The sequence below is a fragment of the Streptomyces sp. NPDC057682 genome, from assembly GCF_042799575.1.
Lineage (GTDB): Bacteria > Actinomycetota > Actinomycetes > Streptomycetales > Streptomycetaceae > Streptomyces.
On sequence record NZ_JBHVIN010000030.1, the window covers coordinates 1 to 22,457 of the forward strand.

General features: G+C 71.2%; 18 protein-coding genes and 1 pseudogene. 10 read left to right on the top strand and 9 right to left on the bottom strand.

Going from position 1 to position 22,457, the window contains the following annotated elements:
* Nucleotides 1–202: 202 nt before the first annotated feature.
* The 5 genes from ACFVDM_RS36915 to ACFVDM_RS36935 are packed head-to-tail and all read right to left on the bottom strand — an operon-like array spanning nt 203 to nt 5,645.
* Nucleotides 203–1,516, bottom strand: coding sequence for a DUF58 domain-containing protein (locus ACFVDM_RS36915; protein ID WP_383651066.1), 1,314 nt, complete (start codon nt 1,514–1,516; stop codon nt 203–205).
* Between the two features lie 11 nt (nt 1,517–1,527).
* Nucleotides 1,528–2,529: an AAA family ATPase gene (locus tag ACFVDM_RS36920; protein WP_383651067.1), complete on the bottom strand. Its 1,002-nt coding sequence runs from the start codon at nt 2,527–2,529 to the stop codon at nt 1,528–1,530.
* Nucleotides 2,526–3,755 (bottom strand): DUF4350 domain-containing protein, encoded by a 1,230-nt coding sequence (locus ACFVDM_RS36925; RefSeq protein ID WP_383651068.1) that lies wholly within the window; start codon nt 3,753–3,755, stop codon nt 2,526–2,528. Before ACFVDM_RS36925 ends, ACFVDM_RS36920 begins: the two co-directional genes overlap by 4 nt.
* Nucleotides 3,752–4,441 (bottom strand): DUF4129 domain-containing protein, encoded by a 690-nt coding sequence (locus ACFVDM_RS36930; protein ID WP_383651069.1) that lies wholly within the window; start codon nt 4,439–4,441, stop codon nt 3,752–3,754. The genes ACFVDM_RS36925 and ACFVDM_RS36930 overlap by 4 nt, the downstream gene beginning before the upstream one ends.
* A 4-nt stretch (nt 4,442–4,445) precedes the next feature.
* Entirely contained in the window at nt 4,446–5,645 is a 1,200-nt protein-coding gene (locus ACFVDM_RS36935; RefSeq protein WP_383651070.1) for a glycerophosphoryl diester phosphodiesterase membrane domain-containing protein, read from the bottom strand.
* Nucleotides 5,646–5,797: 152 nt separating this feature from the next.
* Here ACFVDM_RS36935 and mtnA point away from each other — a divergent pair, with 152 nt between their 5' ends.
* The 7 genes from mtnA (at nt 5,798) to ACFVDM_RS36970 (ending at nt 14,249) form a co-directional block, all read left to right on the top strand.
* Nucleotides 5,798–6,943: an S-methyl-5-thioribose-1-phosphate isomerase gene (gene mtnA / locus ACFVDM_RS36940; RefSeq protein ID WP_383651071.1), complete on the top strand. Its 1,146-nt coding sequence runs from the start codon at nt 5,798–5,800 to the stop codon at nt 6,941–6,943.
* 4 nt (nt 6,944–6,947) lie between these two features.
* Nucleotides 6,948–7,637, top strand: a complete 690-nt coding sequence (mtrA, locus tag ACFVDM_RS36945; RefSeq protein WP_187740742.1) for a two-component system response regulator MtrA — start codon at nt 6,948–6,950, stop codon at nt 7,635–7,637.
* A gap of 1 nt (nt 7,638) precedes the next feature.
* Nucleotides 7,639–9,642 (top strand): MtrAB system histidine kinase MtrB, encoded by a 2,004-nt coding sequence (gene mtrB, locus ACFVDM_RS36950; protein WP_383651072.1) that lies wholly within the window; start codon nt 7,639–7,641, stop codon nt 9,640–9,642.
* 34 nt (nt 9,643–9,676) lie between these two features.
* A complete protein-coding gene (locus ACFVDM_RS36955) occupies nt 9,677–11,500 on the top strand; it encodes an LpqB family beta-propeller domain-containing protein (protein WP_383651098.1) in 1,824 nt (607 codons plus the stop codon).
* 77 nt (nt 11,501–11,577) lie between these two features.
* Nucleotides 11,578–12,300 carry a ComF family protein gene (locus ACFVDM_RS36960; RefSeq protein ID WP_383651073.1) on the top strand — a complete coding sequence of 241 codons (723 nt, stop codon included), beginning with the start codon at nt 11,578–11,580 and terminating at the stop codon, nt 12,298–12,300.
* 321 nt (nt 12,301–12,621) lie between these two features.
* On the top strand, nt 12,622–13,311 hold the full coding sequence (gene hpf / locus ACFVDM_RS36965) for a ribosome hibernation-promoting factor, HPF/YfiA family (RefSeq protein ID WP_383651074.1): 690 nt from the start codon (nt 12,622–12,624) through the stop codon (nt 13,309–13,311).
* Between the two features lie 182 nt (nt 13,312–13,493).
* Nucleotides 13,494–14,249 (top strand): response regulator, encoded by a 756-nt coding sequence (locus ACFVDM_RS36970; protein WP_383651075.1) that lies wholly within the window; start codon nt 13,494–13,496, stop codon nt 14,247–14,249.
* Between the two features lie 30 nt (nt 14,250–14,279).
* Here ACFVDM_RS36970 and ACFVDM_RS36975 read toward each other — a convergent pair whose 3' ends face one another.
* Complete coding sequence (locus ACFVDM_RS36975; RefSeq protein WP_383651076.1) at nt 14,280–15,455, bottom strand: winged helix-turn-helix domain-containing protein; 1,176 nt, start codon at nt 15,453–15,455, stop codon at nt 14,280–14,282.
* A 69-nt stretch (nt 15,456–15,524) separates the two neighbouring features.
* A complete protein-coding gene (locus ACFVDM_RS36980; RefSeq protein WP_383651077.1) occupies nt 15,525–16,112 on the bottom strand; it encodes a GNAT family N-acetyltransferase in 588 nt (195 codons plus the stop codon).
* Nucleotides 16,113–16,353: 241 nt separating this feature from the next.
* On the opposite strand from ACFVDM_RS36980, the gene secA reads away from it, so the two are divergent.
* Nucleotides 16,354–19,164 carry a preprotein translocase subunit SecA gene (gene secA / locus ACFVDM_RS36985; protein WP_383651078.1) on the top strand — a complete coding sequence of 937 codons (2,811 nt, stop codon included), beginning with the start codon at nt 16,354–16,356 and terminating at the stop codon, nt 19,162–19,164.
* A gap of 663 nt (nt 19,165–19,827) precedes the next feature.
* Here secA and ACFVDM_RS36990 read toward each other — a convergent pair.
* Nucleotides 19,828–20,247, bottom strand: a complete 420-nt coding sequence (locus tag ACFVDM_RS36990; RefSeq protein ID WP_383651079.1) for an Rv3235 family protein — start codon at nt 20,245–20,247, stop codon at nt 19,828–19,830.
* 288 nt (nt 20,248–20,535) lie between these two features.
* On the opposite strand from ACFVDM_RS36990, the gene ACFVDM_RS36995 reads away from it, so the two are divergent.
* Nucleotides 20,536–21,042 carry a DUF6912 family protein gene (locus ACFVDM_RS36995; protein ID WP_383651080.1) on the top strand — a complete coding sequence of 169 codons (507 nt, stop codon included), beginning with the start codon at nt 20,536–20,538 and terminating at the stop codon, nt 21,040–21,042.
* A 60-nt stretch (nt 21,043–21,102) separates the two neighbouring features.
* The gene (locus ACFVDM_RS37000) at nt 21,103–21,774 is read left to right on the top strand and encodes an HAD family hydrolase (RefSeq protein ID WP_383651081.1); all 672 of its coding nucleotides are present in this window, start codon (nt 21,103–21,105) and stop codon (nt 21,772–21,774) included.
* Nucleotides 21,775–21,793: 19 nt separating this feature from the next.
* Here ACFVDM_RS37000 and ACFVDM_RS37005 read toward each other — a convergent pair.
* Nucleotides 21,794–22,358: pseudogene (locus ACFVDM_RS37005) on the bottom strand (DJ-1/PfpI family protein).
* Nucleotides 22,359–22,457 lie beyond the last annotated feature (99 nt).

The following is a 22,457-nucleotide window of genomic DNA, read 5'->3' on the forward strand; positions in this document are numbered from 1 at the left end:
TAAGCCTTTCAGCGCCGATGGTACTGCAGGGGGGACCCTGTGGGAGAGTAGGACGCCGCCGAACAATCTTTGTGGGAAAGCCCCGTGCCGTTGGCACGGGGCTTTTCTGCGTTTCAGGACCTTCTTGGACCCGGGTCGCACCAGACCAGTTCTTCGCTGGCTGGTGCGACCCGGGTCCTTTTGCGTCCGGGGCCTGACGTATCTAGAGGCGCCCGGACGCCTTGAGAGACAGATAGGCATCCGCAAGCGCCGGCGGGAGAGCGGCCGGTGTCGCATCGACGACCACCACTCCGTGCCGCTGCAACTGCTCGGCCGTCCGGCGACGCTGATCCTGGGCTCGGGCCCCGGCAGCTGCTTCGTACACCGCGTCCACTGTGCCCCTGGCGCCGGCCATCTCCTCGATACGGGGATCGCGTACCGCAGCCACCAGTACGGTGTGGCGCCGAGTCAGACGTGGAAGCACAGGGAGGAGCCCCTCCTCGATGGGTGCCGCGTCCAGGCTGGTCAGCAGGACGATCAACGACCTGCGCGGGGCGTGCGCCGAAGCCTCGACGCAGAGACCACGGGCATCCGTTTCCACCAGTTCCGGTTCCAGGGGCGCCAGCGCCTCCACCACGGCCGACAGGACGGCGCCCGAGGCTCCGCCGCCCCGGACATGGGCCCGGACCCGGCGGTCATAGGCGAGAACGTCCACACGGTCGCCCGCACGTGAAGCGAGGGCGGTCAGAAGCAGCGTCGCATCCATGGACGCATCGAGACGGGGCACGTCGCCGACCCGGCCGGCCGACGTACGGCCGGTGTCCAGGACCACCAGGATGTGACGGTCGCGTTCCGGACGCCACGTCCTCACCGCCACCGCCGACTGGCGGGCAGTGGCCCGCCAGTCGATCGACCTGGTGTCGTCGCCGGGCACATACGGGCGCAGGCTGTCGAACTCCGTGCCTTCGCCCCGGGTGAGGACGCTCGTGCGCCCGTCGAGTTCACGCAGACGGGCGAGTCGGGACGGCAGATGCTTGCGGCTGGAGAACGCGGGGAGCACGCGCACGGTCCACGGGACCCGATGGTTCCCCTGACGCGCGGCCAGGCCCAGCGGGCCGTAGGAGCGGACGGTGACCTGCTCCGCACGGCGGTCACCGCGGCGCGTGGGACGCAGGAGGGAAGTGACGCGGCGGCGTTCGCCGGCCGGGACGTCGAGCGTATGGCGGGACGCGTCGTGGGCCGCGCCGGGGAGCCAGCTGCTGGGCGGCCAGGCGTCCCGCAGGTGTGCGCGGAGCCGACGGCGGGAAGGATTGACTACGGTGAGTTGCACCTCGGCCGCCTCGCCGAGTCGAACGGTTGTATCACCGGATCGGGTGAACTGCAGCGGTCGCACTGGCGCTGCCAGGGCATAGTCGCACAGAATTGCTAGCGAGAGCGGGGCATTGACCGCGAGCAGGCCCGTCCAGCTCGGGGCCAGGATGCCTACGGGGAGTGACCCCAGGGCGGCCAGTAGGGCGGAGCGTCCGGTGAGGGCCACGGTTCACCGCCTCAACGGGGTACGGGGACATGAGCGAGGACAGCGGTGATGACGGAGTCCGGGGTGACTCCCTCCATCTCCGCCTCCGGTCGCAATTGGATGCGGTGCCGAAGCGTGGGGAGAGCAAGCGCCTTCACGTCGTCGGGGGTGACGTAGTCGCGACCGGTCAACCAGGCCCACGCGCGGGCCGTGGACAGCAGAGCGGTAGCACCTCGGGGTGAGACGCCGAGGGTGAGTGAGGGGGATTCACGCGTGGTACGACAGATATCGACGACATAGCCGGCGATCTCCGGAGAGACCGAGGTCCTGGCGACAGCCGCTCGTGCGGCTTCCAGGTCGGCGGGCCCGGCGACGGGGCGTATGCCCGCCGCGTCCAGGTCTCGGGGATTGAAGCCCTGGGCATGGCGGGTCAGGACGTTGATCTCGTCGTCGCGGGAGGGCAGCGGCACCGTCAGCTTGAGGAGGAAGCGGTCCAGTTGGGCCTCGGGCAGGGGGTAGGTGCCCTCGTACTCGACGGGGTTCTGTGTGGCGGCGACGAGGAAGGGGTCCGGCAGGGGGCGGGAAACCCCGTCGACCGTGATCTGTCGTTCCTCCATCGCCTCAAGAAGAGAGGACTGGGTCTTGGGGGGTGTCCGGTTGATCTCGTCGGCCAGCAGCAGATGGGTGAACACCGGGCCGGGCTGGAAGGAGAACTCCGCCGTGCGGGCGTCGTAGACGAGCGAGCCGGTGACGTCGCTCGGCATCAGATCGGGGGTGAACTGGACGCGTTTGGTGTCGAGTTCCAATGACGCCGCGAGCGCACGCACCAGGAGCGTCTTGGCCACCCCGGGGACACCTTCGAGAAGTACGTGGCCGCGGCAGAGAAGGGCGACGACGAGTCCGGTGACCGCCGGGTCCTGGCCGACCACGGCCTTGGCGATCTCGGAGCGCAGCGCCTCCAGGGAGGCGCGGGCCGCGGCATCGTCGGCGACGGTGCCGGTGGTCCCGGCGGGAGTGGGGAGCGGGGCGCTCATGAGGTACGGACCTCTCTTTCGAGGGTGTCGAGTCGATCTGCCAGGAGCACGAGGGCCGCGTCGTCGGTGGGGGCCTGACCGAACAGCAGCGCGTGGAGATCGCTGTCGGAGGGGCCGATGCGCACGGACACGGCCGGAAGGAGTTCCGCGGGGGAGTGGGCGTCGCGGAGGGGGACGCCGACGAGAGGGGCCAGCCGGGTGCGGGTGGCCCGGCGCAAGGACGCGGCCGCACGGTCCCGGGCGTTGGCCTTGCGCTGGAGACGGGCGCGGCCCTCGGTGGACTCGGAGGCCCGGATGGCCACGGGCAGCCGTTCCACGATCACCGGGCCCAGACGCCGGGCCCGCCAGATCGCGGCCAAGACGGCGGCGAGGGCGAGTTGGAGGGTGCCCCAGAGCCAGCCCGACGGAATGAGATCGAGGAAGCCGCTCTCGCCTTCCGTCCCGTCGCTGTCCGTGCCGTTGTCATCTCCTTCGCCGCCGTTTCCGGTGGAGGGGTCGCTGAGTGAAGGGATGTACCAGACGAGATGCGGTCGGGAGCCGAGAAGTTGGAGAGCAAGGGAGGCGTTGCCCTCGTGGTCGAGACGTTCGTTGTACAGGAGGTCGGGGGCGCCCAGCAGGACGGTGTCGCCCGCTTCCCTCTCGCTGAGGACGAGCAGGGAGGACGTGCTGTCCACCGGGTAGCACGCGAGGGAGTCCGGGTTGTCGGCCGTGTAGCGGAAGCCGCCTGTTTCCGCCGCGCCCGCTCGAAGGGCGGCGGGCAGCGAACAGTCCGGAGGCCGGGGGGTGACCGGGGCGGGGGAGCCGACACGGACCCCGGGGGCCAGCTCGCTTGCCGCGGCGGGGCCGGGGGCCAGGAGCACGGTGCGGCCTCCCGTGCCGGTGGTCGCCCCGTGGAGCGTGTGCCGCTGGTTCGGTGTCAGCAGGTTGGGGGCGCTGACGAGCAGCGTGGTGTCGGGATCGGCCGAGGTCATGGCGGCTTCGAGGGTGGTGACCACACGGACGGACACGCCGCGGTCCTTGAGAAGTTCGGCCACGGCCCGGCTGCCGTAGCGGTCGGCGGAGCGGGGGTCGAGCCGGCCGTGTTGCTCGCCGGAACGGGTGGCGGCCAGACCCGTGGCTGCGACGAGGAGGACCACGAGGGCCAGCAGCACCCCACGGGTGCGGGTCCAGACCTGGCGCGCGGTGGGCGAGGCGGAGGTGGAGGGAGTGGTGGTGGCCGTGCTCATCCGGCGGCTCCCGGGTGCGCGCCGGCCAGGTCCGGAGTGGTGGATTCGAGGTCGAGGTCAAGGGTCCGGAGGGTGAGGTACGCCTGCCGGCCGGCGGAGCGGCCGCCGTATGTGACGTCGTCGAACTCCCGCGCGGCGGAACGGAGTCGGGGGGCGTGGCCGGGCAGGACGCGGCCGGCCTCCGCGGCGGCCTCGTCGGCGGTGCGCCCTGGGCGTGGGTCGAGCAGGGCGCGTTCCTCCAGAGAACGGACGATCGCCCGCATCCGCTCCTGGACGGCTTGGTTCCAGCGGCCCGCGGCGGCGTGCGCGTCGGCGGCGGCGCGGTGTTCCGAGGCGCTGCGGGGGCCGCTCTCGAAGAGGGCGTCCCGTGGCGTCGGGATGCGCTGGGGGGAACCGAGGCGCCATACGAGCGCGGCGACGAGGGCGATGACGATCAGTACGAGGACGACCAGTCCGACGGGGCCGCCCGGGGCAGCCCCGGAAGCGGCGGAGAGGAGATCGCCGATCCAGGTCCACAGGTGGTCCATCGCTCGTTGGAGCAGGTTCGGATCGTTCTCGTGGTACTTCGGATCGGACAGTTCCCGCTGTGCCGCCTCGCGTGCGGGTGCCCGTGGAGTGTCCACGGGAACGTCACCGCTTGCCCGGATGATCAGTCGTGCCGCCGTTGTGCCTCCCGCCCCCGACACGGTGTCAGCTCCTGTCGTCGTAGCCCGGCAGCCCGGCTGCCCGTGCGAGTTCGAGGTCCAGGGCCTCGCGGCGGATGCGCTGATCCACGTAGAGAAGGGCCACGACGCCTGCGGACAGCGGGTAGGTGATCGTGGAGATGACCACGTCCCCGATGGCCGAGACGATCAGGAAGGGCCAGCCGAATTCGGTGGTCTCGCCGGTGGCGAAGGCGCTCAGGCCGCCTCCGTCGACGCTTGCGGCGATCAGCCCGAACGGGATGCCGATCACCAGCGTCACGACGAAGGTCAGCAGGACGGTGAGCGCCAGGATGCCGAAGACGCGCCACCACGCGCCGCGCACGAGCTTGGCGGAGCGTCGCATCGAGGAGGCGATCGACTGCCGTTCCAGCATCAGCGCGGGGGAGGCGAGGGAGAGGCGGACCATCAGCCAGAGGAAGACCACGATCGCGGCCAGCAGCCCGAGGAAGGCGAGCCCGACACCGGCCGTGTCGCCCAGCAGGAAGCCCGGCAGGATGCCCACGGTCATGATCGCGCCCGCGATGAGGGCCAGGAGGACCGTCAGACCCAGCAGCGGAAGCAGCCGGGACCGGGCCTCGGCCCAGGCGTCGCCGAGCGTGACGGGCCGGCCGAGAACCGAGCGGCTGATCACCACGGTCAGCACGGCGGTCGTGAAGATCGTGGCGAGCATGCCGATCAGCATCGGAGGCGTGGTGTTCAGGAGGCTGGAGCGGAAGGCCTCACTCGCCTGCCGCAGGGCTTCCGAGCCGGTCGCGTTCCGGTCGATCGCCGGGGGGTCCGGCAGGAGATAGCGCTGGATGAGCAGATTGGCGGTCTGGGCGACCACCGACACGGCGAGCGTGATGCCGAGGACGGTGCGCCAGTGGGCCCGCATGGCGGACACGGCGCCGTCCAGGATCTCGCCGACGCCCAGGGGGCGCAGGGGGATGACACCGGGCTTGGCCGCGGTCGGCGGGTGGTACCGGCCGGGACCCTGCGGGGGGACACCCCAGCCGGGAGGAGGAGGCGGGACGCCGGGTCCGGGCGTGGAAGCGCTCGGCGGGGACCACTGCCCGGCCGGCGGCTGCGCGGAGGACCAGTTCCCCGCGGGGGAGCCGTCGGCGGGACCGGAGGGGCGGGGGACGCCCGGCTCCTGGTCGTCGGAGGGGGCGGATCCGGGCGAGGCCCAGCCCGGAGTGTTGTTCATTGCTCGCTCCTTCACGGTCCTGTCCGCGTACCGGGGCGTCAGGTTGGCAGCCATCGTGCCACGCGTCACTCCGGTGCGGGCCGGGCCCCGGATCTCCCTGGTATCTCGGCGGTTTCTTCCTGTGCGAGTGACGGGCGGGGCAGACTGGGCGGATGGCTGATCAGGATGCGCAAACGCCGGTGGGCAGCGAGCCCTCCGCCCTTCCCGTACTCCGCTGGGACGAGCCGCCGGAAGGGCCCGTGCTGGTGCTCCTCGACCAGACCCGGCTGCCTGCCGAGGAGGCCGAGCTGGCGTGTACCGATGTTCCGGCGCTGGTGGAGGCCATCCGGACGCTCGCGGTGCGGGGCGCGCCCCTGCTGGGCATCGCGGGGGCCTACGGAGTGGCTCTCGCCGCCGTGCGGGGGTACGACGTCGCCGAGGCCGCGGAGCTGCTGGAGCAGGCGCGGCCCACCGCGGTGAACCTCGGGTACGGCGTGCGCCGGGCCGCCGGGGCGTACTGGGCGGCCGTGGACAAGGGAGCCGGTCCCGAGCAGGCCGCCGCGACCGCTCTCGCGGAGGCCCGGGCGCTGCACCGGGAGGACGCCGAGGCCAGCGGGCGCATGGCGGAGTACGGGCTGGCCCTGCTCGAAGAGCTGCTGCCGGGCGGAAGTCACCGACTCCTCACGCACTGCAATACCGGGGCGCTGGTATCGGGCGGTGAGGGAACGGCCTTCGCGGTGGCGCTCGGCGCGCACCGGGCGAGCCGGCTCAGGCGTCTGTGGGTGGACGAGACCCGTCCGCTGCTGCAGGGTGCCCGGCTGACGGCTTACGAGGCGGCGCGCAACGGGATGCCGTACAGCCTGCTCACGGACAATGCGGCGGGGTCGCTGTTCGCCGCGGGGGAGGTGGACGCGGTGCTCATCGGGGCGGACCGCATCGCCGCGGACGGGTCGGTGGCCAACAAGGTGGGGAGCTATCCGCTGGCGGTGCTGGCCAAGTACCACCATGTGCCGTTCATCGTGGTGGCGCCGACCACGACCGTGGATCTGCGGACTGCGGACGGTGCGGCGATCACGGTCGAGCAGCGTGCCGCGAGTGAGGTGACGGAGGTCACATTCCCGCAGGGTGCGGCCGGTGGGCGTGGAGGTGGGCCGGTGTCCGTGGCACCGGTGGGAACCCCTGCGTACAACCCCGCGTTCGACATCACACCGCCGGAACTCGTCACGGCGATCGTCACGGAAGAGGGCGTAATCTCCCCGGTCACGGGGGTCGGGCTGGCAGAGCTGTGTGCCAGATCATCGCAGGTAACGATTAGCTAATGGGATGATGTCGATTATGAAGGGACGCGTCCTTGTCGTCGACGACGACACCGCACTGGCCGAGATGCTCGGGATTGTGCTGCGTGGTGAGGGTTTCGAGCCGTCGTTCGTAGCGGACGGCGACAAGGCACTTGCTGCATTTCGTGAAGCGAAGCCGGACCTGGTCCTGCTCGACCTCATGCTGCCCGGACGGGACGGCATCGAGGTCTGCAGGCTCATCAGGGCCGAATCCGGCGTGCCGATCGTCATGCTCACTGCCAAGAGCGACACGGTTGACGTGGTCGTGGGCCTGGAGTCCGGGGCCGACGACTACATCGTCAAGCCGTTCAAACCTAAGGAGCTGGTGGCCCGGATCAGGGCACGTCTGCGCAGGTCCGAGGAGCCGGCACCGGAGCAGCTCACCATCGGTGACCTGGTCATAGACGTGGCCGGTCACTCGGTGAAGAGGGACGGGCAGTCCATCGCCCTGACCCCGCTGGAGTTCGACCTGCTGGTCGCGCTCGCCCGGAAGCCGTGGCAGGTCTTCACCCGTGAGGTGCTCCTGGAGCAGGTCTGGGGCTACCGCCATGCCGCCGACACCCGGCTGGTGAACGTGCATGTGCAGCGGCTCCGCTCCAAGGTCGAGAAGGACCCGGAGCGGCCGGAGATCGTGGTGACCGTCCGTGGTGTCGGTTACAAGGCCGGACCGAGCTGATATGACCCTGGGCAGCACTGCTCCGAAGCCCGGGGAGCCGGGAGTCCGTACGGAGCGGGCTGCCGGTTCGGGGCACACGTCGTCTCCGCTGGGGCGCTTCCTGCAGGGCGGCCGGTTGTTCCGGGACCGGGCGCCCGGCGGGCCGCTGCCCAGGCTTCTGATGCGCTGGGTGCGGCGTCCGCTGCTGCCCGCGGTCCGGCTGTGGCGGCGCAATCTCCAGCTGCGCGTCGTCGCCGGCACGCTGCTGATGTCGCTCGGTGTGGTGCTGCTGCTCGGTCTCGTCGTGATCGGCCAGGTGCGCAACGGGCTGCTGGACGCCAAGAGCAAGGCGGCCCAGACCCAGGCCGCGGGTGGCTTCGCCGCCGCTCAGGACAAGGCGAACCCCCTCAACCTCGGCGGCCAGGGCGATGACCCCGCCGACGGGGTGACGGCGAACAACTCCTGGCGGACCGAGCTGGTCGACCAGCTCGCCAGTGGCGGGAAGAACGCGTTCAACGTCGTGGCGCTCAGCGCGGACGAGGGTTCCCGCGCTCCGCGCGGCTCCGGCAGCGTCGAGGCGGCGAGCATTCCGCAGAAGCTGCGCGACTCGGTGAACAAGGGCCCGGGGGCGTACCAGACGTATGCCCGGATCAAGTACTCGAACGACCACGAGTCGCAGCCCGGCCTCGTCGTCGGCAAGCGGCTCTACGACATCGACCGCAATCCGTACCAGCTGTACTACGTCTTCCCGCTGACGCAGGAGGAGAAGTCGCTGAACCTGGTCAAGGGCACTCTGGCGACCGCGGGACTGTTCGTGGTCGTGCTGCTCGGGGCCATCGCGTGGTTCGTGGTGCGCCAGGTCGTCACGCCCGTGCGCATGGCGGCGGGCATCGCCGAACGGCTGTCGGCCGGGCGGCTCCAGGAACGGATGAAGGTCACCGGCGAGGACGACATCGCCCGGCTCGGCGAGGCCTTCAACAAGATGGCGCAGAACCTCCAGCTGAAGATCCAACAGTTGGAGGAGCTGTCCCGGATGCAGCGGCGGTTCGTCTCGGACGTCTCGCACGAGCTGCGGACCCCGCTGACGACCGTGCGGATGGCCGCCGATGTCATCCACGAGGCACGGGTCGACTTCGACCCGGTCACCGCGCGCTCCGCGGAACTGCTCGGGGACCAGCTCGACCGTTTCGAGTCGCTGCTCTCCGATCTGCTGGAGATCAGCCGGTTCGACGCGGGAGCCGCGGCGCTGGAGGCCGAGCCGATAGACCTCCGCCAGGTCGTTCACCGGGTGATCGGTGGTGCCGAGCCGCTGGCCGAGCGCAAGGGGACCCGGATCAGGGTCGTCGGCGACGAGCAGCCGGTGATCGCGGAGGCCGACGCGCGCCGTGTGGAGCGGGTGCTGCGCAATCTGGTCGTCAACGCCGTTGAGCACGGTGAGGGCCGTGACGTCGTGGTGCGGATGGGAGCGGCCGGAGGCGCGGTCGCCGTGGCCGTCCGGGACTACGGCGTGGGGCTGAAGCCCGGCGAGGCGACGCGGGTCTTCAACCGCTTCTGGCGGGCCGACCCGGCCCGCGCCCGGACCACCGGCGGCACCGGCCTCGGTCTGTCCATCGCCGTCGAGGACGCACGTCTGCACGGCGGCTGGCTGCAGGCCTGGGGCGAGCCGGGCGGCGGCTCGCAGTTCCGGCTGACGCTGCCGCGTACGGCGGACGAGCCGCTCCGCGGTTCGCCGATACCGCTGGAGCCCGAGGACTCGCGGAGCAACCGGGAGAACCGTGAGCGGTCGGGGAGCACGCCCGCCCGGGGCGGCGAGCACCGGCTGATGACGGTTCCCACCCAGCCGCCCGGCACCGACCGTTCCGCGCTGCCCGTCTCCGCCCGGACCGCACCGGCCTCGGTGCACCCGGCGGCACTGCCGGGCAGCGGTGCCCGGGTGGTGCCGCGCTCCGCCGAGGAGCGCCCGGCCCGTCACAACGACTCTCCCGGGCAGGACCGGGGGCGGGAGGACACGACTCGTGGGCACTGACCGTCGCCGTGACGGCCGCGGACACGCGGCGGGCATGACCGTACTGCTCGGCTGCGGCGGGATGCTGCTGCTGACCGCCTGTGGCTCCATGCCCGTCACCGGGGACGTGAAGGCGGTGGACGCCTCGCAGCCCGGTGACTCGCAGGTCCAGGTGTACGCCGTGGCGCCGCGTGACGGTGCCACGCCCAACGAGGTGGTCGACGGCTTCCTGGAGTCGATGACCAGTGACGACTCGGACTTCCGTACGACGCGCCAGTACCTGACCAAGGAGGCGTCGAGCCGGTGGAAGCCGGGCGAGCTGACCACGGTGCTGGCCAAGGCACCGAACCGGAGCGACCGCCCGATCCACGAGGGCGACCGCCGCACCGACGAGGTGACCTACACGCTGACCGGCGAGAAGGTGGCCACGGTCGACGCCCAGAACGCCTACCAGCCGCTCGCGCCGACGGAGTTCTCCCGCACGCTGCACCTGGTGCGGGAGAACGGTCCGGACGGCAAGGAGTGGCGCATCGACTTCGTGCCGGACGGGCTGATACTCGGCCAGTCCGACTTCAAGCGGCTCTACCGCTCGGTCAACAAGTTCTACTTCGCCACGGGGCGCAGCGACGCCAAGTCCACGCTGGTCGCCGACCCGGTCTATCTGCGCAACCGGACCGACCCCGCGACCGGCACCGACACCGTGACCCAGGCCGTCCGCAGCCTGCTCAGCGGACCGACGGAGTGGCTGAGCCCCGTGGTCGAATCGCGCTTTCCCGCCGGGACGGCGCTGCGCAAGGGGGTCACCTCGCTCACCCCCGACGACCGCAACGTGCTGAAGGTGCCGCTCAACAAGAAGGCCGACGGGGTCGGGCAGAGCTCCTGCCGGATGATGGCGTCGCAGGTTCTCTTCACACTGCGGGACCTGACCTCGGCGCGGGTCGAGCAGGTGGAACTGCAGCGTTCGGACGGTTCGCCGCTGTGCGTGCTCGACGCCGACCAGGCGGAGGGGTACGCCCCCACCGGTTCCTCGGGCGCGCCGGAGAGCCAGTACTTCATCGACGGCAAGGGCCATGTCGAGCGCATTCCGGGCAGCACCCGGGGCAGCGGCGACCCGGAGCCCGTCACCGGCCCCTTCGGCAGCGGTCCGCTGCGGATGAGCGCGGTCGGCGTGGCCCGGGACGAACAGTCCGCCGCGGCCGTCTCGCAGCAGGGCGACGCGCTCTACGTGTCCTCCCTGGCCGTGGACGGCGACCTGCCCGTCCCGTCGGTGACCAGCAAGGCCCCCCGCGTCAAGGACCGGCTGACAGCGCCCAGCTGGGACGGTCGGGGCGATCTCTGGGTCGCCGACCGGGACCCGGAGAACGCGCGGCTGCTGCGGCTGGCGGGCGGGAAGGGCAAACCCCAGGAAGTCACCGTGCCCAGCCTCGACGGCAGCCGGATCACCGCCCTGCGGCTCTCCTCGGACGGGGTGCGCATCGCCCTGCTGCTGACCCGTGACGACCGTACGACGCTGCACATCGGCCGGATCGAGCGCACCGGCCCGGAGGACGGCGGACAGGTCTCCGTGGCGGATCTGCGCCAGGCCGCCCCGCAGCTCGCGGACGTGACCGCGATGTCGTGGTCCGGCGGCAGCCGGCTCGTGGTGGTCGGCAACGAGGAGGGCGGGGTCCAGCAGGTCCGCTATGTGCAGGCGGACGGTTCGACGCCGACCTCGGGGGTGCTGCCCGGCGTCAACCAGGTGCGGGCGATCGCCGCGGCCGACGACGAGCAGCTTCCGCTGATGGCGGACGCGGTCGGCTACGGCATAGTGAAACTGCTGCCCGGCGACAACTGGCAGACGGTTCTCAAGGAGGGCTCCGCGCTGGTCTACCCGGGCTGACCGCCGACGGCGGACGGCCTCGGCCGGCGTTGTCCACAGGGGTGGCAGCCCCGCTCCCGCGGGGGCAGCATGGAGCCATGCGCGGGTGGTGGCGGGAGATCGCCGGACTGGTCCTGCCGGTGGTCTGCGGGGGCTGTGGCAGACCGCGGACGGAGCTGTGCGAGGCGTGCGGCGCCCAGCTGTACGGCGGGGCGCCGCGCCGGGTGAGACCCGATCCGGAGCCGGCCGGGCTGCCCGTGGTCCACGCCGCGGCCGCGTACGGGAACGCGGTGCGCGCGGTGCTGCTGGCCCACAAGGAGCGTGGCGCCCTCGGTCTCTCCAGGGCCGCGGGCAGGGCGCTGGCGGGTGCGGTGCGGTCCGGCGCGGGGAAGGACCCGGACCCGCGTCCACTGCTGCTCGTGCCCGTTCCCTCGGCCCGTCGTGCCGTGGCCGCGCGCGGGCACGATCCCGGCCGGCGGATCGCGCTGGCGGCCGCCGCCGAGCTGCGCCGGGCCGGGATCCCCGCCCGGGTGGCCGGGGTGCTGCGGCAGCGGCGTCCGGTGGCCGACCAGTCGGGGCTCGGGGCCCGGGAGCGGCTGGCCAATCTGACCGGTGCGCTGGGCGTCGTGCCCGGTGGCGCGCGGCTGCTCGCCGCCGGACGGGTGGTGCTCGTGGACGATCTGCTGACCACCGGGGCCTCGCTGACCGAGGCGGCGCGGGCACTGCGACGGGCGGGGGACCGGGGCGCCGCCGGGGTCCGCCACGCGGCGGTCGTGGCCGCTTCTCCCTCCGCCTTCGAAATAAACCGGAACTGGAACTGAACTTGCATCGTTGCAGGTGATGAGAGGGTAAAAAGACCTGAACGGAGGTACGTGCGAGTAGCGGGTGCCGACATCCCGCCGGGCAGGCTATGTTCGGTTGTGAGGAATGGTGAATGCCAGACCTCGGCGAATGCACCACCAGGTTTCGGGCAGGCGACCCACCGGTGGACCGAAACCGGAAATTCGGTGGGATGGAGACCTCCCCGATGGGGGAGGAGGAGGTGGAAGTCACCGAGTCCGCGGCTCCGGACATCACCGGGGCCTGGTGCAAAAGGGAGATGCTCCGCCAGGGAGCGGAGCGATCCGGGAACGGAGTTCTGCGTGGACATCGTCGTCAAGGGCCGCAAGACCGAGGTGCCCGAGCGGTTCCGCAAGCACGTGGCCGAGAAGCTGAAGCTGGACAAGATCCAGAAGTTCGACGGCAAGGTGATCAGCCTCGACGTGGAGGTGTCCAAGGAGCCGAATCCTCGTCAGGCGGACCGTTCCGACCGGGTGGAGATCACGCTCCGCTCGCGTGGACCGGTCATCAGGGCGGAAGCGGCCGCAGGCGACCCGTACGCAGCGCTGGACCTGGCCACCGGCAAGCTGGAGGCGCGGCTGCGCAAGCAGCACGACAAGCGCTACAGCCGCCGGGGATCGGGTCGTACGCCCGCTGCGGAGGTCGGCGAAACGGTACCGGACGCGGCATCGTTCAACGGTGACGGCGAGCTGGTCGCCGACGAGGGCGACCGGCCCGTGCCCACCACCAGGATCGGTTCGCTCGAAGTGCAGGGCGAAGGACCGCTGGTGATGCGCGAGAAGACGCATGTCGCGGCGCCCATGTCGCTGGACCAGGCGCTCTACGAGATGGAGCTGGTCGGTCACGACTTCTATCTGTTCGTCGATTCCGAATCGAAGGAACCGAGTGTCGTCTACCGGCGACACGCCTACGACTACGGTGTCATCCACCTGAGGACCGACCCGCTGGCCGCCGACGAGGCGGGCGGCGCCGGCGGTGCGCTGGGCGGCTGACGCCCTCACCTCGTGGTGCCCCTGGAGCGCCCTGTGCGCCCCCAGGGGCACCCCCGTGCGACCACGGGATCACCGCACCGCCGTCCGGGCATGAAATCATGGCGGCCCAAGCCAATCGGTGCGCTGTGAACTGCCGTTGGCGGACCGTCCGAATCAGGCCGTGGCCTTCAGGGGGAAGAACGATGGCGGACACCTTCGGGCCCGTACGCGACGCGCGCGATACCGATGACGTGCGGCGCTCCCGTGCCGCTGCGGACGACGACGGAGGCTCCCGCAAGGAGCCGATCCGGGTCCTGGTGGTCGACGACCACGCCCTGTTCCGCCGGGGGCTGGAGATCGTCCTCGCGCAGGAGGAGGACATCCAGGTCGTCGGCGAGGCGGGCGACGGGGCCGAAGCGGTCGACAAGGCGGCCGATCTGCTGCCCGACATCGTTCTGATGGACGTCCGGATGCCCAAGCGCGGCGGTATCGAGGCGTGCACCTCCATCAAGGAGGTGGCCCCCAGCGCGAAGATCATCATGCTGACGATCAGCGACGAGGAGGCGGACCTCTACGACGCGATCAAGGCCGGTGCCACCGGATATCTGCTCAAGGAGATCTCCACGGACGAGGTCGCCACCGCGATTCGCGCGGTGGCCGACGGGCAGTCCCAGATCAGTCCGTCCATGGCGTCCAAACTGCTCACCGAGTTCAAGTCGATGATCCAGCGGACCGACGAGCGGCGGCTCGTTCCGGCGCCCCGGCTCACCGAGCGCGAGCTGGAGGTCCTGAAACTCGTCGCCACGGGCATGAACAATCGCGATATCGCGAAAGAGCTGTTCATTTCCGAGAACACCGTGAAGAACCACGTCCGCAACATTCTGGAGAAGCTCCAGCTGCACTCCCGCATGGAAGCGGTGGTCTATGCCATGCGGGAGAAGATCCTGGAGATCCGGTGAACCGGCTGTAGCGTCCCTTGGAAGGAGTGCTCAGGCCAGCACCCGGCCGATCTCCTTGGCGAGCTCCGTGCGCAGCTCCGGTGCGTCGACCCGCTCCAGCCGCACGTCCGTGCACCCCACCCACGTGGCGGCCTCCGCCAGTGCGCGTGCCATCGGCTCGACCGCCTTCGCGTCCGCGAGGGACACCTGCCGGGCGACCAGCGTCGTCCCCTCCCGCGCCGGGTCGACCCGCCCCCGGAGCCGGCCCCCCGCCAGCAGCGGCATCGCGAAGTAGCCGTGGATCCGCTTGGGCTTGGGAACGTACGCCTCCAGACGGTGCGTGAAGCCGAAGATCCGCTCGGTCCGCGCCCGCTCCCACACCAGTGAGTCGAACGGCGAGAGCAGCGTCGTACGGTGACGCCCCCGGGGCTCCGAGGCGAGGGCCGCGGGATCGGCCCAGGCCGGCTTGGACCAGCCCCGTACCGTCACCGGGACCAGCCCCGAGTCCGCCACCACCGCGTCGAACTGCTCGCCCTTGAGGCGGTGGTAGTCCGCGATGTCCGCCCGGGTGCCGACGCCCAGCGACTGCCCGGCCAGCGCCACCAGCCGGCGCAGGCACTCCGCGTCGTCCAGATCGTCGTGCAGCACGGCGTCCGGCAGGGCGCGCTCGGCCAGGTCGTAGACCCGCTTCCAGCCGCGCCGCTCGGTGCAGACCACCTCGCCGTACATCAGGGCGCGCTCGACGGCCACCTTCGAGGCCGACCAGTCCCACCACTCCCCGCCGTTCTTCGCGCCGCCCAGCTCCGTCGCCGTCAGGGGGCCCTCGGCGCGCAGCTGGTCGATCACCCTCGCGTACGCCCCGTCGGGAAGGTCGTGGTGCCACTGCGGGCGCGAGCGGTAGGCGCGGCGGCGGAACGCGAAGTGGGGCCACTCCTCGACCGGGAGGATGCAGGCCGCGTGCGACCAGTACTCGAAGGCGCGGCCTCCCGACCAGTACGCCTCCTCGACGGGGCGGCGGCCGACCGCGCCCAGGCGCGCGTACGGAATCAGCTCGTGCGAGCGGGCGAGGACGGAGATCGTGTCGAGCTGCACCGCGCCCAGGTGCCGCAGCACCCCGGGCACCCCGGAGCGGCGGTCCGGAGCACCCAGGAATCCCTGGGCCCGCAGCGCGATCCTGCGGGCCTGGTCGGCGGAGAGTTCGACGGCGGGGGGCTGCACAGGCGTCATGACCCGAACCCTAGAGGGCGGCTCTGACAGTCGGGCCGGGAAGCCGGTTCACGGTCGGCGGCACTCCCCTCACCGGGGAGCGGCGGCACCGTCCGGGACGTACGCGACGGCCGACGGCAGACCGAGGTCGGACGGAAGCAGCGAGCCGAGCCAGCCGTCGCGCCGCACCCCCTTGTTGACCAGGGCGGACCGCTGGTCGCCCTCCATGCGGAAGCCCGCGCCCAGCGCGACGGCCCGCGACGCCTCGTTGCCCGCCTCGGCCCGCCACTCCAGGCGGTCGCAGCCCAGTGCGGTGAAGGCCCAGCGGGCGACGGCGAGCACGGCCTCCGTCGTGTAGCCACGGCGTCTGTGCTCACGGGTGGTCCAGTAGCCCACCTCGAACGTTCCCGGATCCGGGCGGCGGTGGACGCCCACCGCTCCGGCCAGCGCGCCGCCGTCGTGCGGGACCACGGCGAAGTTGTACATGGTGTCGTCGCGCCAGCCGTCCGGCACCAGGCGGCGGGTGAAGGTGTCGGCGTCGTCGCGGGCATACGGCGAGGGGACGACCGTCCAGCGCTGGATGGCGGGGTCCTGACAAGCCTCGTAGACCGCGTCGGTGTCCTCGGGGGCGAAGGGGCGAAGCAGCAGGCGTTCGGTGGTGAGAGTGATCGGCTCCATGGACGGATTCTCGTGAGGCGGCCGCTTCGGGGCGAGCACTTTTCGTGCTTCCCGGCACCTTCGGTGCCCTTCGTCCGTTGACTCGGAGGGGCGCTGCGGGGTCAACGCGGCGGCAGCCCTCCCGGCGCGGCCGGGTCCTCGCTTACGATGGCCGTTGCGGTGGGGCCCACCTGCCGTGCCCGCGCCAGTGTCCATCACACGACCCAGTGCCCAGGCCCGACCGGCAAGGAGACCAGCCTCAGTGTCCGTCTTCAACAAGCTCATGCGTGCAGGCGAAGGCAAGATCCTGCGCAAACTGCACCGCATCGCGGACCAGGTCAGCTCCATCGAAGAGGACTTCGTCAACCTCTCCGACGCCGAGCTGCGGGCGCTCACCGACGAGTACAAGGAGCGGTACGCCGACGGCGAGAGCCTCGACGACCTGCTCCCCGAGGCCTTCGCGACCGTCCGCGAGGCCGCCAAGCGCGTGCTCGGCCAGCGCCACTACGACGTCCAGATCATGGGCGGCGCCGCGCTGCACCTCGGCTATGTGGCCGAGATGAAGACCGGTGAGGGCAAGACCCTCGTCGGCACGCTGCCCGCGTACCTCAACGCGCTCTCCGGCAAGGGCGTCCACCTGATCACGGTGAACGACTACCTGGCCTCCCGCGACTCCGAGATGATGGGCCGCGTCCACAAGTTCCTCGGCCTCGACGTCGGCTGCATCATCGCCAACATGACGCCGGCCGAGCGCCGCGAGCAGTACGGCCGCGACATCACGTACGGAACGAACAACGAGTTCGGCTTCGACTACCTCCGCGACAACATGGCGTGGTCGAAGGACGAGCTGGTCCAGCGCGGCCACAACTTCGCGATCGTCGACGAGGTCGACTCGATCCTGGTCGACGAGGCCCGTACGCCGCTGATCATCTCCGGCCCCGCCGACCAGGCCACCAAGTGGTACGGCGACTTCGCCAAGCTGGTCACCCGTCTGTCCAAGGGCGAGGCGGGCAACCCCCTCAAGGGCATCGAGGAGACCGGCGACTACGAGGTCGACGAGAAGAAGCGCACCGTGGCCATCCACGAGCCCGGTGTCGCCAAGGTCGAGGACTGGCTCGGCATCGAGAACCTCTACGAGTCGGTGAACACGCCGCTCGTCGGGTACCTCAACAACGCCATCAAGGCCAAGGAACTCTTCAAGAAGGACAAGGACTACGTCGTCATCGACGGCGAAGTCATGATCGTCGACGAGCACACCGGCCGTATCCTCGCCGGCCGCCGCTACAACGAGGGCATGCACCAGGCGATCGAGGCGAAGGAAGGGGTGGACATCAAGGATGAGAACCAGACGCTCGCCACGATCACCCTGCAGAACTTCTTCCGCCTCTACAGCAAGCTCTCCGGCATGACCGGTACGGCGATGACCGAGGCCGCCGAGTTCCACCAGATCTACAAGCTGGGCGTCGTCCCGATCCCGACCAACCGGCCGATGCAGCGCGTCGACCAGTCGGACCTGATCTACCGCACCGAGGTCGCGAAGTTCGCCGCCGTCGTCGACGACATCGCGGAGAAGCACGAGAAGGGCCAGCCGATCCTGGTCGGCACCACCTCGGTCGAGAAGTCCGAGTACCTCTCGCAGCAGCTCTCCAAGCGCGGTGTGCAGCACGAGGTCCTCAACGCCAAGCAGCACGACCGTGAGGCGACGATCGTCGCCCAGGCCGGCCGCAAGGGCGCCGTCACGGTCGCCACGAACATGGCCGGACGAGGCACCGACATCAAGCTCGGCGGCAACCCCGACGACCTCGCCGAGGCGGAGCTGCGCCAGCGCGGTCTGGACCCCGTGGAGCACGTCGAGGAGTGGGCGGCCGCGCTGCCCGCCGCGCTGGAGAAGGCCGAGCAGGCCGTGAAGGCGGAGTTCGAGGAGGTCAAGGACCTCGGCGGGCTGTACGTCCTCGGTACCGAGCGGCACGAGTCGCGCCGTATCGACAACCAGCTGCGCGGTCGTTCCGGCCGTCAGGGCGACCCGGGCGAGTCCCGCTTCTACCTGTCGCTCGGTGACGACCTGATGCGTCTGTTCAAGGCGCAGATGGTCGAGCGCGTGATGTCGATGGCCAACGTGCCGGACGACGTGCCGATCGAGAACAAGATGGTGACCCGGGCCATCGCGTCCGCGCAGTCCCAGGTCGAGCAGCAGAACTTCGAGACCCGCAAGAACGTCCTGAAGTACGACGAGGTGCTCAACCGGCAGCGCGAGGTCATCTACGGCGAGCGGCGCCGCGTCCTGGAGGGCGAGGACCTGCAGGAGCAGATCCGCCACTTCATGGACGACACCATCGACGACTACATCCGCCAGGAGACGGCGGAGGGGTTCGCCGAGGAGTGGGACCTGGACCGGCTGTGGGGCGCGTTCAAGCAGCTCTACCCGGTGAAGGTCACCGTCGCCGAGCTGGAGGAGACGGCCGGTGACCTGGCCGGTGTCACGGCCGAGTTCATCGCCGAGTCCGTCAAGGAAGACATCCACGAGCAGTACGACGAGCGGGAGAAGACGCTCGGCTCGGACATCATGCGTGAGCTGGAGCGGCGCGTGGTGCTGTCCGTTCTGGACCGCAAGTGGCGTGAGCACCTCTACGAGATGGACTACCTCCAGGAGGGCATCGGCCTGCGGGCCATGGCGCAGAAGGACCCGCTGGTCGAGTACCAGCGCGAGGGCTTCGACATGTTCAACGCCATGATGGAGGGCATCAAGGAGGAGTCCGTCGGCTACCTGTTCAACCTGGAGGTCCAGGTCGAGCAGCAGGTCGAGGAGGTTCCAGTGCAGGACGCGGCGACATCGCTGTCCAAGGAGGACGCGGTGCCGGCCGCGCGGCCGGAGATCCGGGCCAAGGGGCTCGACGCTCCGCAGCGGCCGGACCGGCTGCACTTCTCCGCTCCCACGGTGGACGGGGAGGGCGGGGTCGTCGAGGGCGACTTCTCCAACGGGGACGGTGGTACGGCGTCCGAGTCGGACGGGCTCACCCGGGCGGAGCGGCGGAAGGCGCAGAAGAGTGGCGGGGGGCGTCGCCGCAAGAAGTAGGCGGTTTCGCGTTCGCGGCCGGGGCCGGGCACCGATGGGTGTCCGGCCCCGGCCGTTGTGCTTGGTCGGGGGTGCGGTGCGGTGCGGTCGGCGGTCTGGTGGGGCGGGTGCGGGGGTAGGGGCCTGCGGGGCCGGTTGCGGGGCTGGGTGCGCCTGCGGCGGGCTTGGTCCCCTCCCCGCCCCTTCCCGAAACCGGGGCGCTGCCCCGGACCCCGCGCCTCAAACGCCGGCGGGGCTGGGAGGGGCCGGGTTTGGCCCTGGACCGCGCGCCTCAGGCGGCGGCGGGGCGGGGAAGGGGCCGGGGTCGGTCCTGGTCCTGTGCGTCAGATGCGGGTGGGGTCGGGAAGGGGCTGGGGACGGGTTCGGATCCCGCGCCCTGAGCGGCGTCGGGGCGGGGGAGTGGCTGGGCTCGGTCCGGGGGTGCGTCGGCGCCGTGGTGGAGGTGCGGTGGGGGCGGAGGGGGAGGGCTCGGTCGTGGGGTGTCGGTCGAAGGGTGGGGGTGGCCGGCCCCTTCGTGCGGTCGGGAAGGGGGCTGGAGGGCGTCTGGAGGCCTCTGTGGGGTCTGGTGGGGCCCAAGGGGGTGGGGGCGGGTTCTGGGGGCGTGTGCGGTGTTCATGGGGTGTTCTGCTCTTTCGTCGGGGGCGGGGTGGATGGGGGCGGCGGTCAAGGGCGGCGGAGGGGGGTGTTGCCGAGTTCCACGGCTGCGCAGCGCCAGCGGAGGTCGGGGCCCTGTTCGAGGCGGAAGGCCATGGCGCGGACCTGTTCGCCGGCGGCGATGCTGGCGCAGGCCTCGACGACGCCGGGGGCGGGATGGGCGCCGTGGCACATGCGGATGACGGGGCGGGCGCCCCGGCTCCTGAGCGGGGTGGCGGGGGCCAGTTCGGCGAGCTGGTCGTAGGCGTCGCCGATGGTATGGCCCAGCATCCAGTGGACGGGGCGCTGGCCGCTGAGGACCGCGAGGAGGCGTTCGGCGAACCAGTGGTGGGGCCGGAGGCGCTGGGGCATCCGGCGGCGTTGTGCGGGTACGGCTTCGGGCCTGCGGGCGTCGTGACGTCCGGCGGGCCTGGTCCTGTTCGTGCTCATCGCTGTCGCCCCCGTGCTTCGGAGCCCGGCCAGTACCGGGCGGTAACTTCTGCTGGGGATCTTCTACGGGGGCGGCGGGGCCGTCGCAAGCGTCGACGGGTACGGAGCGGCGGGGCCGGGGATTCACCTATCCGGGTGGTGGAGGCGGTGCGGGGCGGGCTTCCGGGGCGGGCCGGTCCGGGTGAGGCGCGGGCGCCGGGTGGACGGTGCGGGGCCGGGACACGTAACCCCAAAGGGGGACGCCGCACGTATCCTGAGGGCGTTCCGACTACGAAAGCGACCCCAGCCATGCGCGTGTACGTCCCCCTGACCCTCTCCGGGCTCGCAGCGGCGCACCGGGCGGGCGAGGTCGGCCCCGGCCCGCTCACCGCGTACGCGGTGACCCCCGCACTGCGGGAGTGGTACGTCTCCGACGACATCGAGGAGCTGGAGTACGCGGCGCTCAACCGGGCCGCCTCCGCGTCGCTGCGGCTGATCGCCGGGGACCCGGACGCCGCCCGCCGCCGGGTCGTCGTCGCCGTCGACGTACCGGACGGGGACGCGGTCGCCGACCCCGATCACATCCTCGACGCCTCCTCGCTCGGCGAGGTCACGATCGCCTCCGCGGTCCCCCTGGCCAAGGCCGCCGCCGTCCACGTCGACTCCGACGAGGCCGACAAGGACGTCACCGCCGCCGCGGCCGCGCTCGGGGCGGCGGACCTCGGCGACGACGACGCGCAGTTCACCGTGGACGGTGCCGAGGACCACGAGCTGCTCTGGTTCGGCGTCCAGGAGATTCCTCATCTGATCGGATAAGAGCAGCCGGGTTGTGGACCGTTTGTTCGGTTGTCGGTGGCGCCGGGTATTTTTTCCTGCATGGGGACGCACGGACACCACCGCACGCATCTGGTCTGGGACTGGAACGGCACGCTGCTCGACGACAACACCGCCGTCGTCGGCGCGACCAACGCCGCCTTCGGTGAGGTCGGGCTCGCGCCCATCACCGTGGAGCAGTACCGCGAGACGTACTGCGTCCCGATACCCCGCTTCTACGAGCGGCTCATGGGCCGGCTGCCCACCGACGCCGAGTGGGAGCTGATGGACGGCGCGTTCCACCGGCACTACGCCGAGCGGCGGGCGGACTGCGGGCTGACCGCGGGCGCCGCCGAGCTGCTGGCCCAGTGGCAGCTCGGCGGGCGGAGCCAGTCCCTGCTGAGCATGTACGGGCACGAGCACCTCGTTCCCACCGTGCGCGGCTACGGGATCGAGCGGCACTTCGTGCGCGTCGACGGGCGCACCGGTCCCTCCGGCGGCAGCAAGGCCCAGCACATGGAGCGGCACCTCGCTGCCCTGGAGCACATATCCCCCGAGCACACCGTGGTCATCGGTGACGCCGTCGACGACGCGGTCGCCGCCGCGCACGTCGGGGCGAAGGCCGTGCTGTTCACCGGCGGTTCGCACAGCCGGGCCAGCCTGGAGGAGGCCGGAGTGCCCGTCGTGGACACCCTCGCCGAGGCCGCGGCCCTCGCCCGGAGCCTGGGCGAGTAGCCGGCGGCCCCGGGCTCGCTCACGTCACCGGGGCCTTGGCCCTGAGCACCGTGAGGAAGGCGCGCATCCAGGCGGAGTGGTCCGGCCAGGCGCGGGAGGAGACCAGGGTGCCGTCCACCACGACCTCGGTGTCCTCGAAGGTGGCCCCGGCCGTCGCCATATCGGGCTCCAGGGCGGGGTAGGCCGTGACCCTGCGGTCCTTCAGCGCCCCGGCCGCCGCCGTCATCAGCGGGCCGTGGCAGATCTGGGCGACCGGGCGGTCCGCGTCGAAGAAGGCTGCCAGGATCGCGCGGAGGTCCGGGTCGTTGCGGAGGTATTCGGGGGCACGGCCGCCGGGAACGACGAGCGCCGCGTAGTCGGCCGGGTCGACCTCGGAGAAGGCCAGGTCGGCCGGCCAGGTGTAGCCCGGCTTCTCGGTGTAGGTGTCGAATCCGGGCTCGAAATCGTGGACGACGAAACGGAGGGTCTTGCGGGAGGGGCGGCGATGTCGACCTCGTACCCCTCCTCGCGCAGCCGCTGGTAGGGGTAGAGGACTTCCAGGGATTCGCGGCGTCGCCGGTGACGATGAGGATCTTCGGTGCCATCGCGGGGCTCCTCACGGGTGTGCCGGCCCGATCCGGGCCGGACAGTACGGTCCCAACCGTTCCAGAGTGCGTTGTCCAGGGGCCGCGCGCTGTCCGGAG

Coding starts and splice junctions, on each gene's coding strand:
- ACFVDM_RS36920 (WP_383651067.1), bottom strand. CDS start 2,529: ATGAGCGCCCCGCTCCCCACTCCCGCCGGGACCACCGGCACCGTCGCC.
- ACFVDM_RS36925 (WP_383651068.1), bottom strand. CDS start 3,755: ATGAGCACGGCCACCACCACTCCCTCCACCTCCGCCTCGCCCACCGCG.
- ACFVDM_RS36935 (WP_383651070.1), bottom strand. CDS start 5,645: ATGAACAACACTCCGGGCTGGGCCTCGCCCGGATCCGCCCCCTCCGAC.
- mtnA (WP_383651071.1), top strand. CDS start 5,798: ATGGCTGATCAGGATGCGCAAACGCCGGTGGGCAGCGAGCCCTCCGCC.
- mtrA (WP_187740742.1), top strand. CDS start 6,948: ATGATGTCGATTATGAAGGGACGCGTCCTTGTCGTCGACGACGACACC.
- mtrB (WP_383651072.1), top strand. CDS start 7,639: ATGACCCTGGGCAGCACTGCTCCGAAGCCCGGGGAGCCGGGAGTCCGT.
- ACFVDM_RS36955 (WP_383651098.1), top strand. CDS start 9,677: ATGACCGTACTGCTCGGCTGCGGCGGGATGCTGCTGCTGACCGCCTGT.
- ACFVDM_RS36960 (WP_383651073.1), top strand. CDS start 11,578: ATGCGCGGGTGGTGGCGGGAGATCGCCGGACTGGTCCTGCCGGTGGTC.
- ACFVDM_RS36970 (WP_383651075.1), top strand. CDS start 13,494: ATGGCGGACACCTTCGGGCCCGTACGCGACGCGCGCGATACCGATGAC.
- ACFVDM_RS36975 (WP_383651076.1), bottom strand. CDS start 15,455: ATGACGCCTGTGCAGCCCCCCGCCGTCGAACTCTCCGCCGACCAGGCC.
- ACFVDM_RS36980 (WP_383651077.1), bottom strand. CDS start 16,112: ATGGAGCCGATCACTCTCACCACCGAACGCCTGCTGCTTCGCCCCTTC.
- ACFVDM_RS36990 (WP_383651079.1), bottom strand. CDS start 20,247: ATGAGCACGAACAGGACCAGGCCCGCCGGACGTCACGACGCCCGCAGG.
- ACFVDM_RS36995 (WP_383651080.1), top strand. CDS start 20,536: ATGCGCGTGTACGTCCCCCTGACCCTCTCCGGGCTCGCAGCGGCGCAC.
- ACFVDM_RS37000 (WP_383651081.1), top strand. CDS start 21,103: ATGGGGACGCACGGACACCACCGCACGCATCTGGTCTGGGACTGGAAC.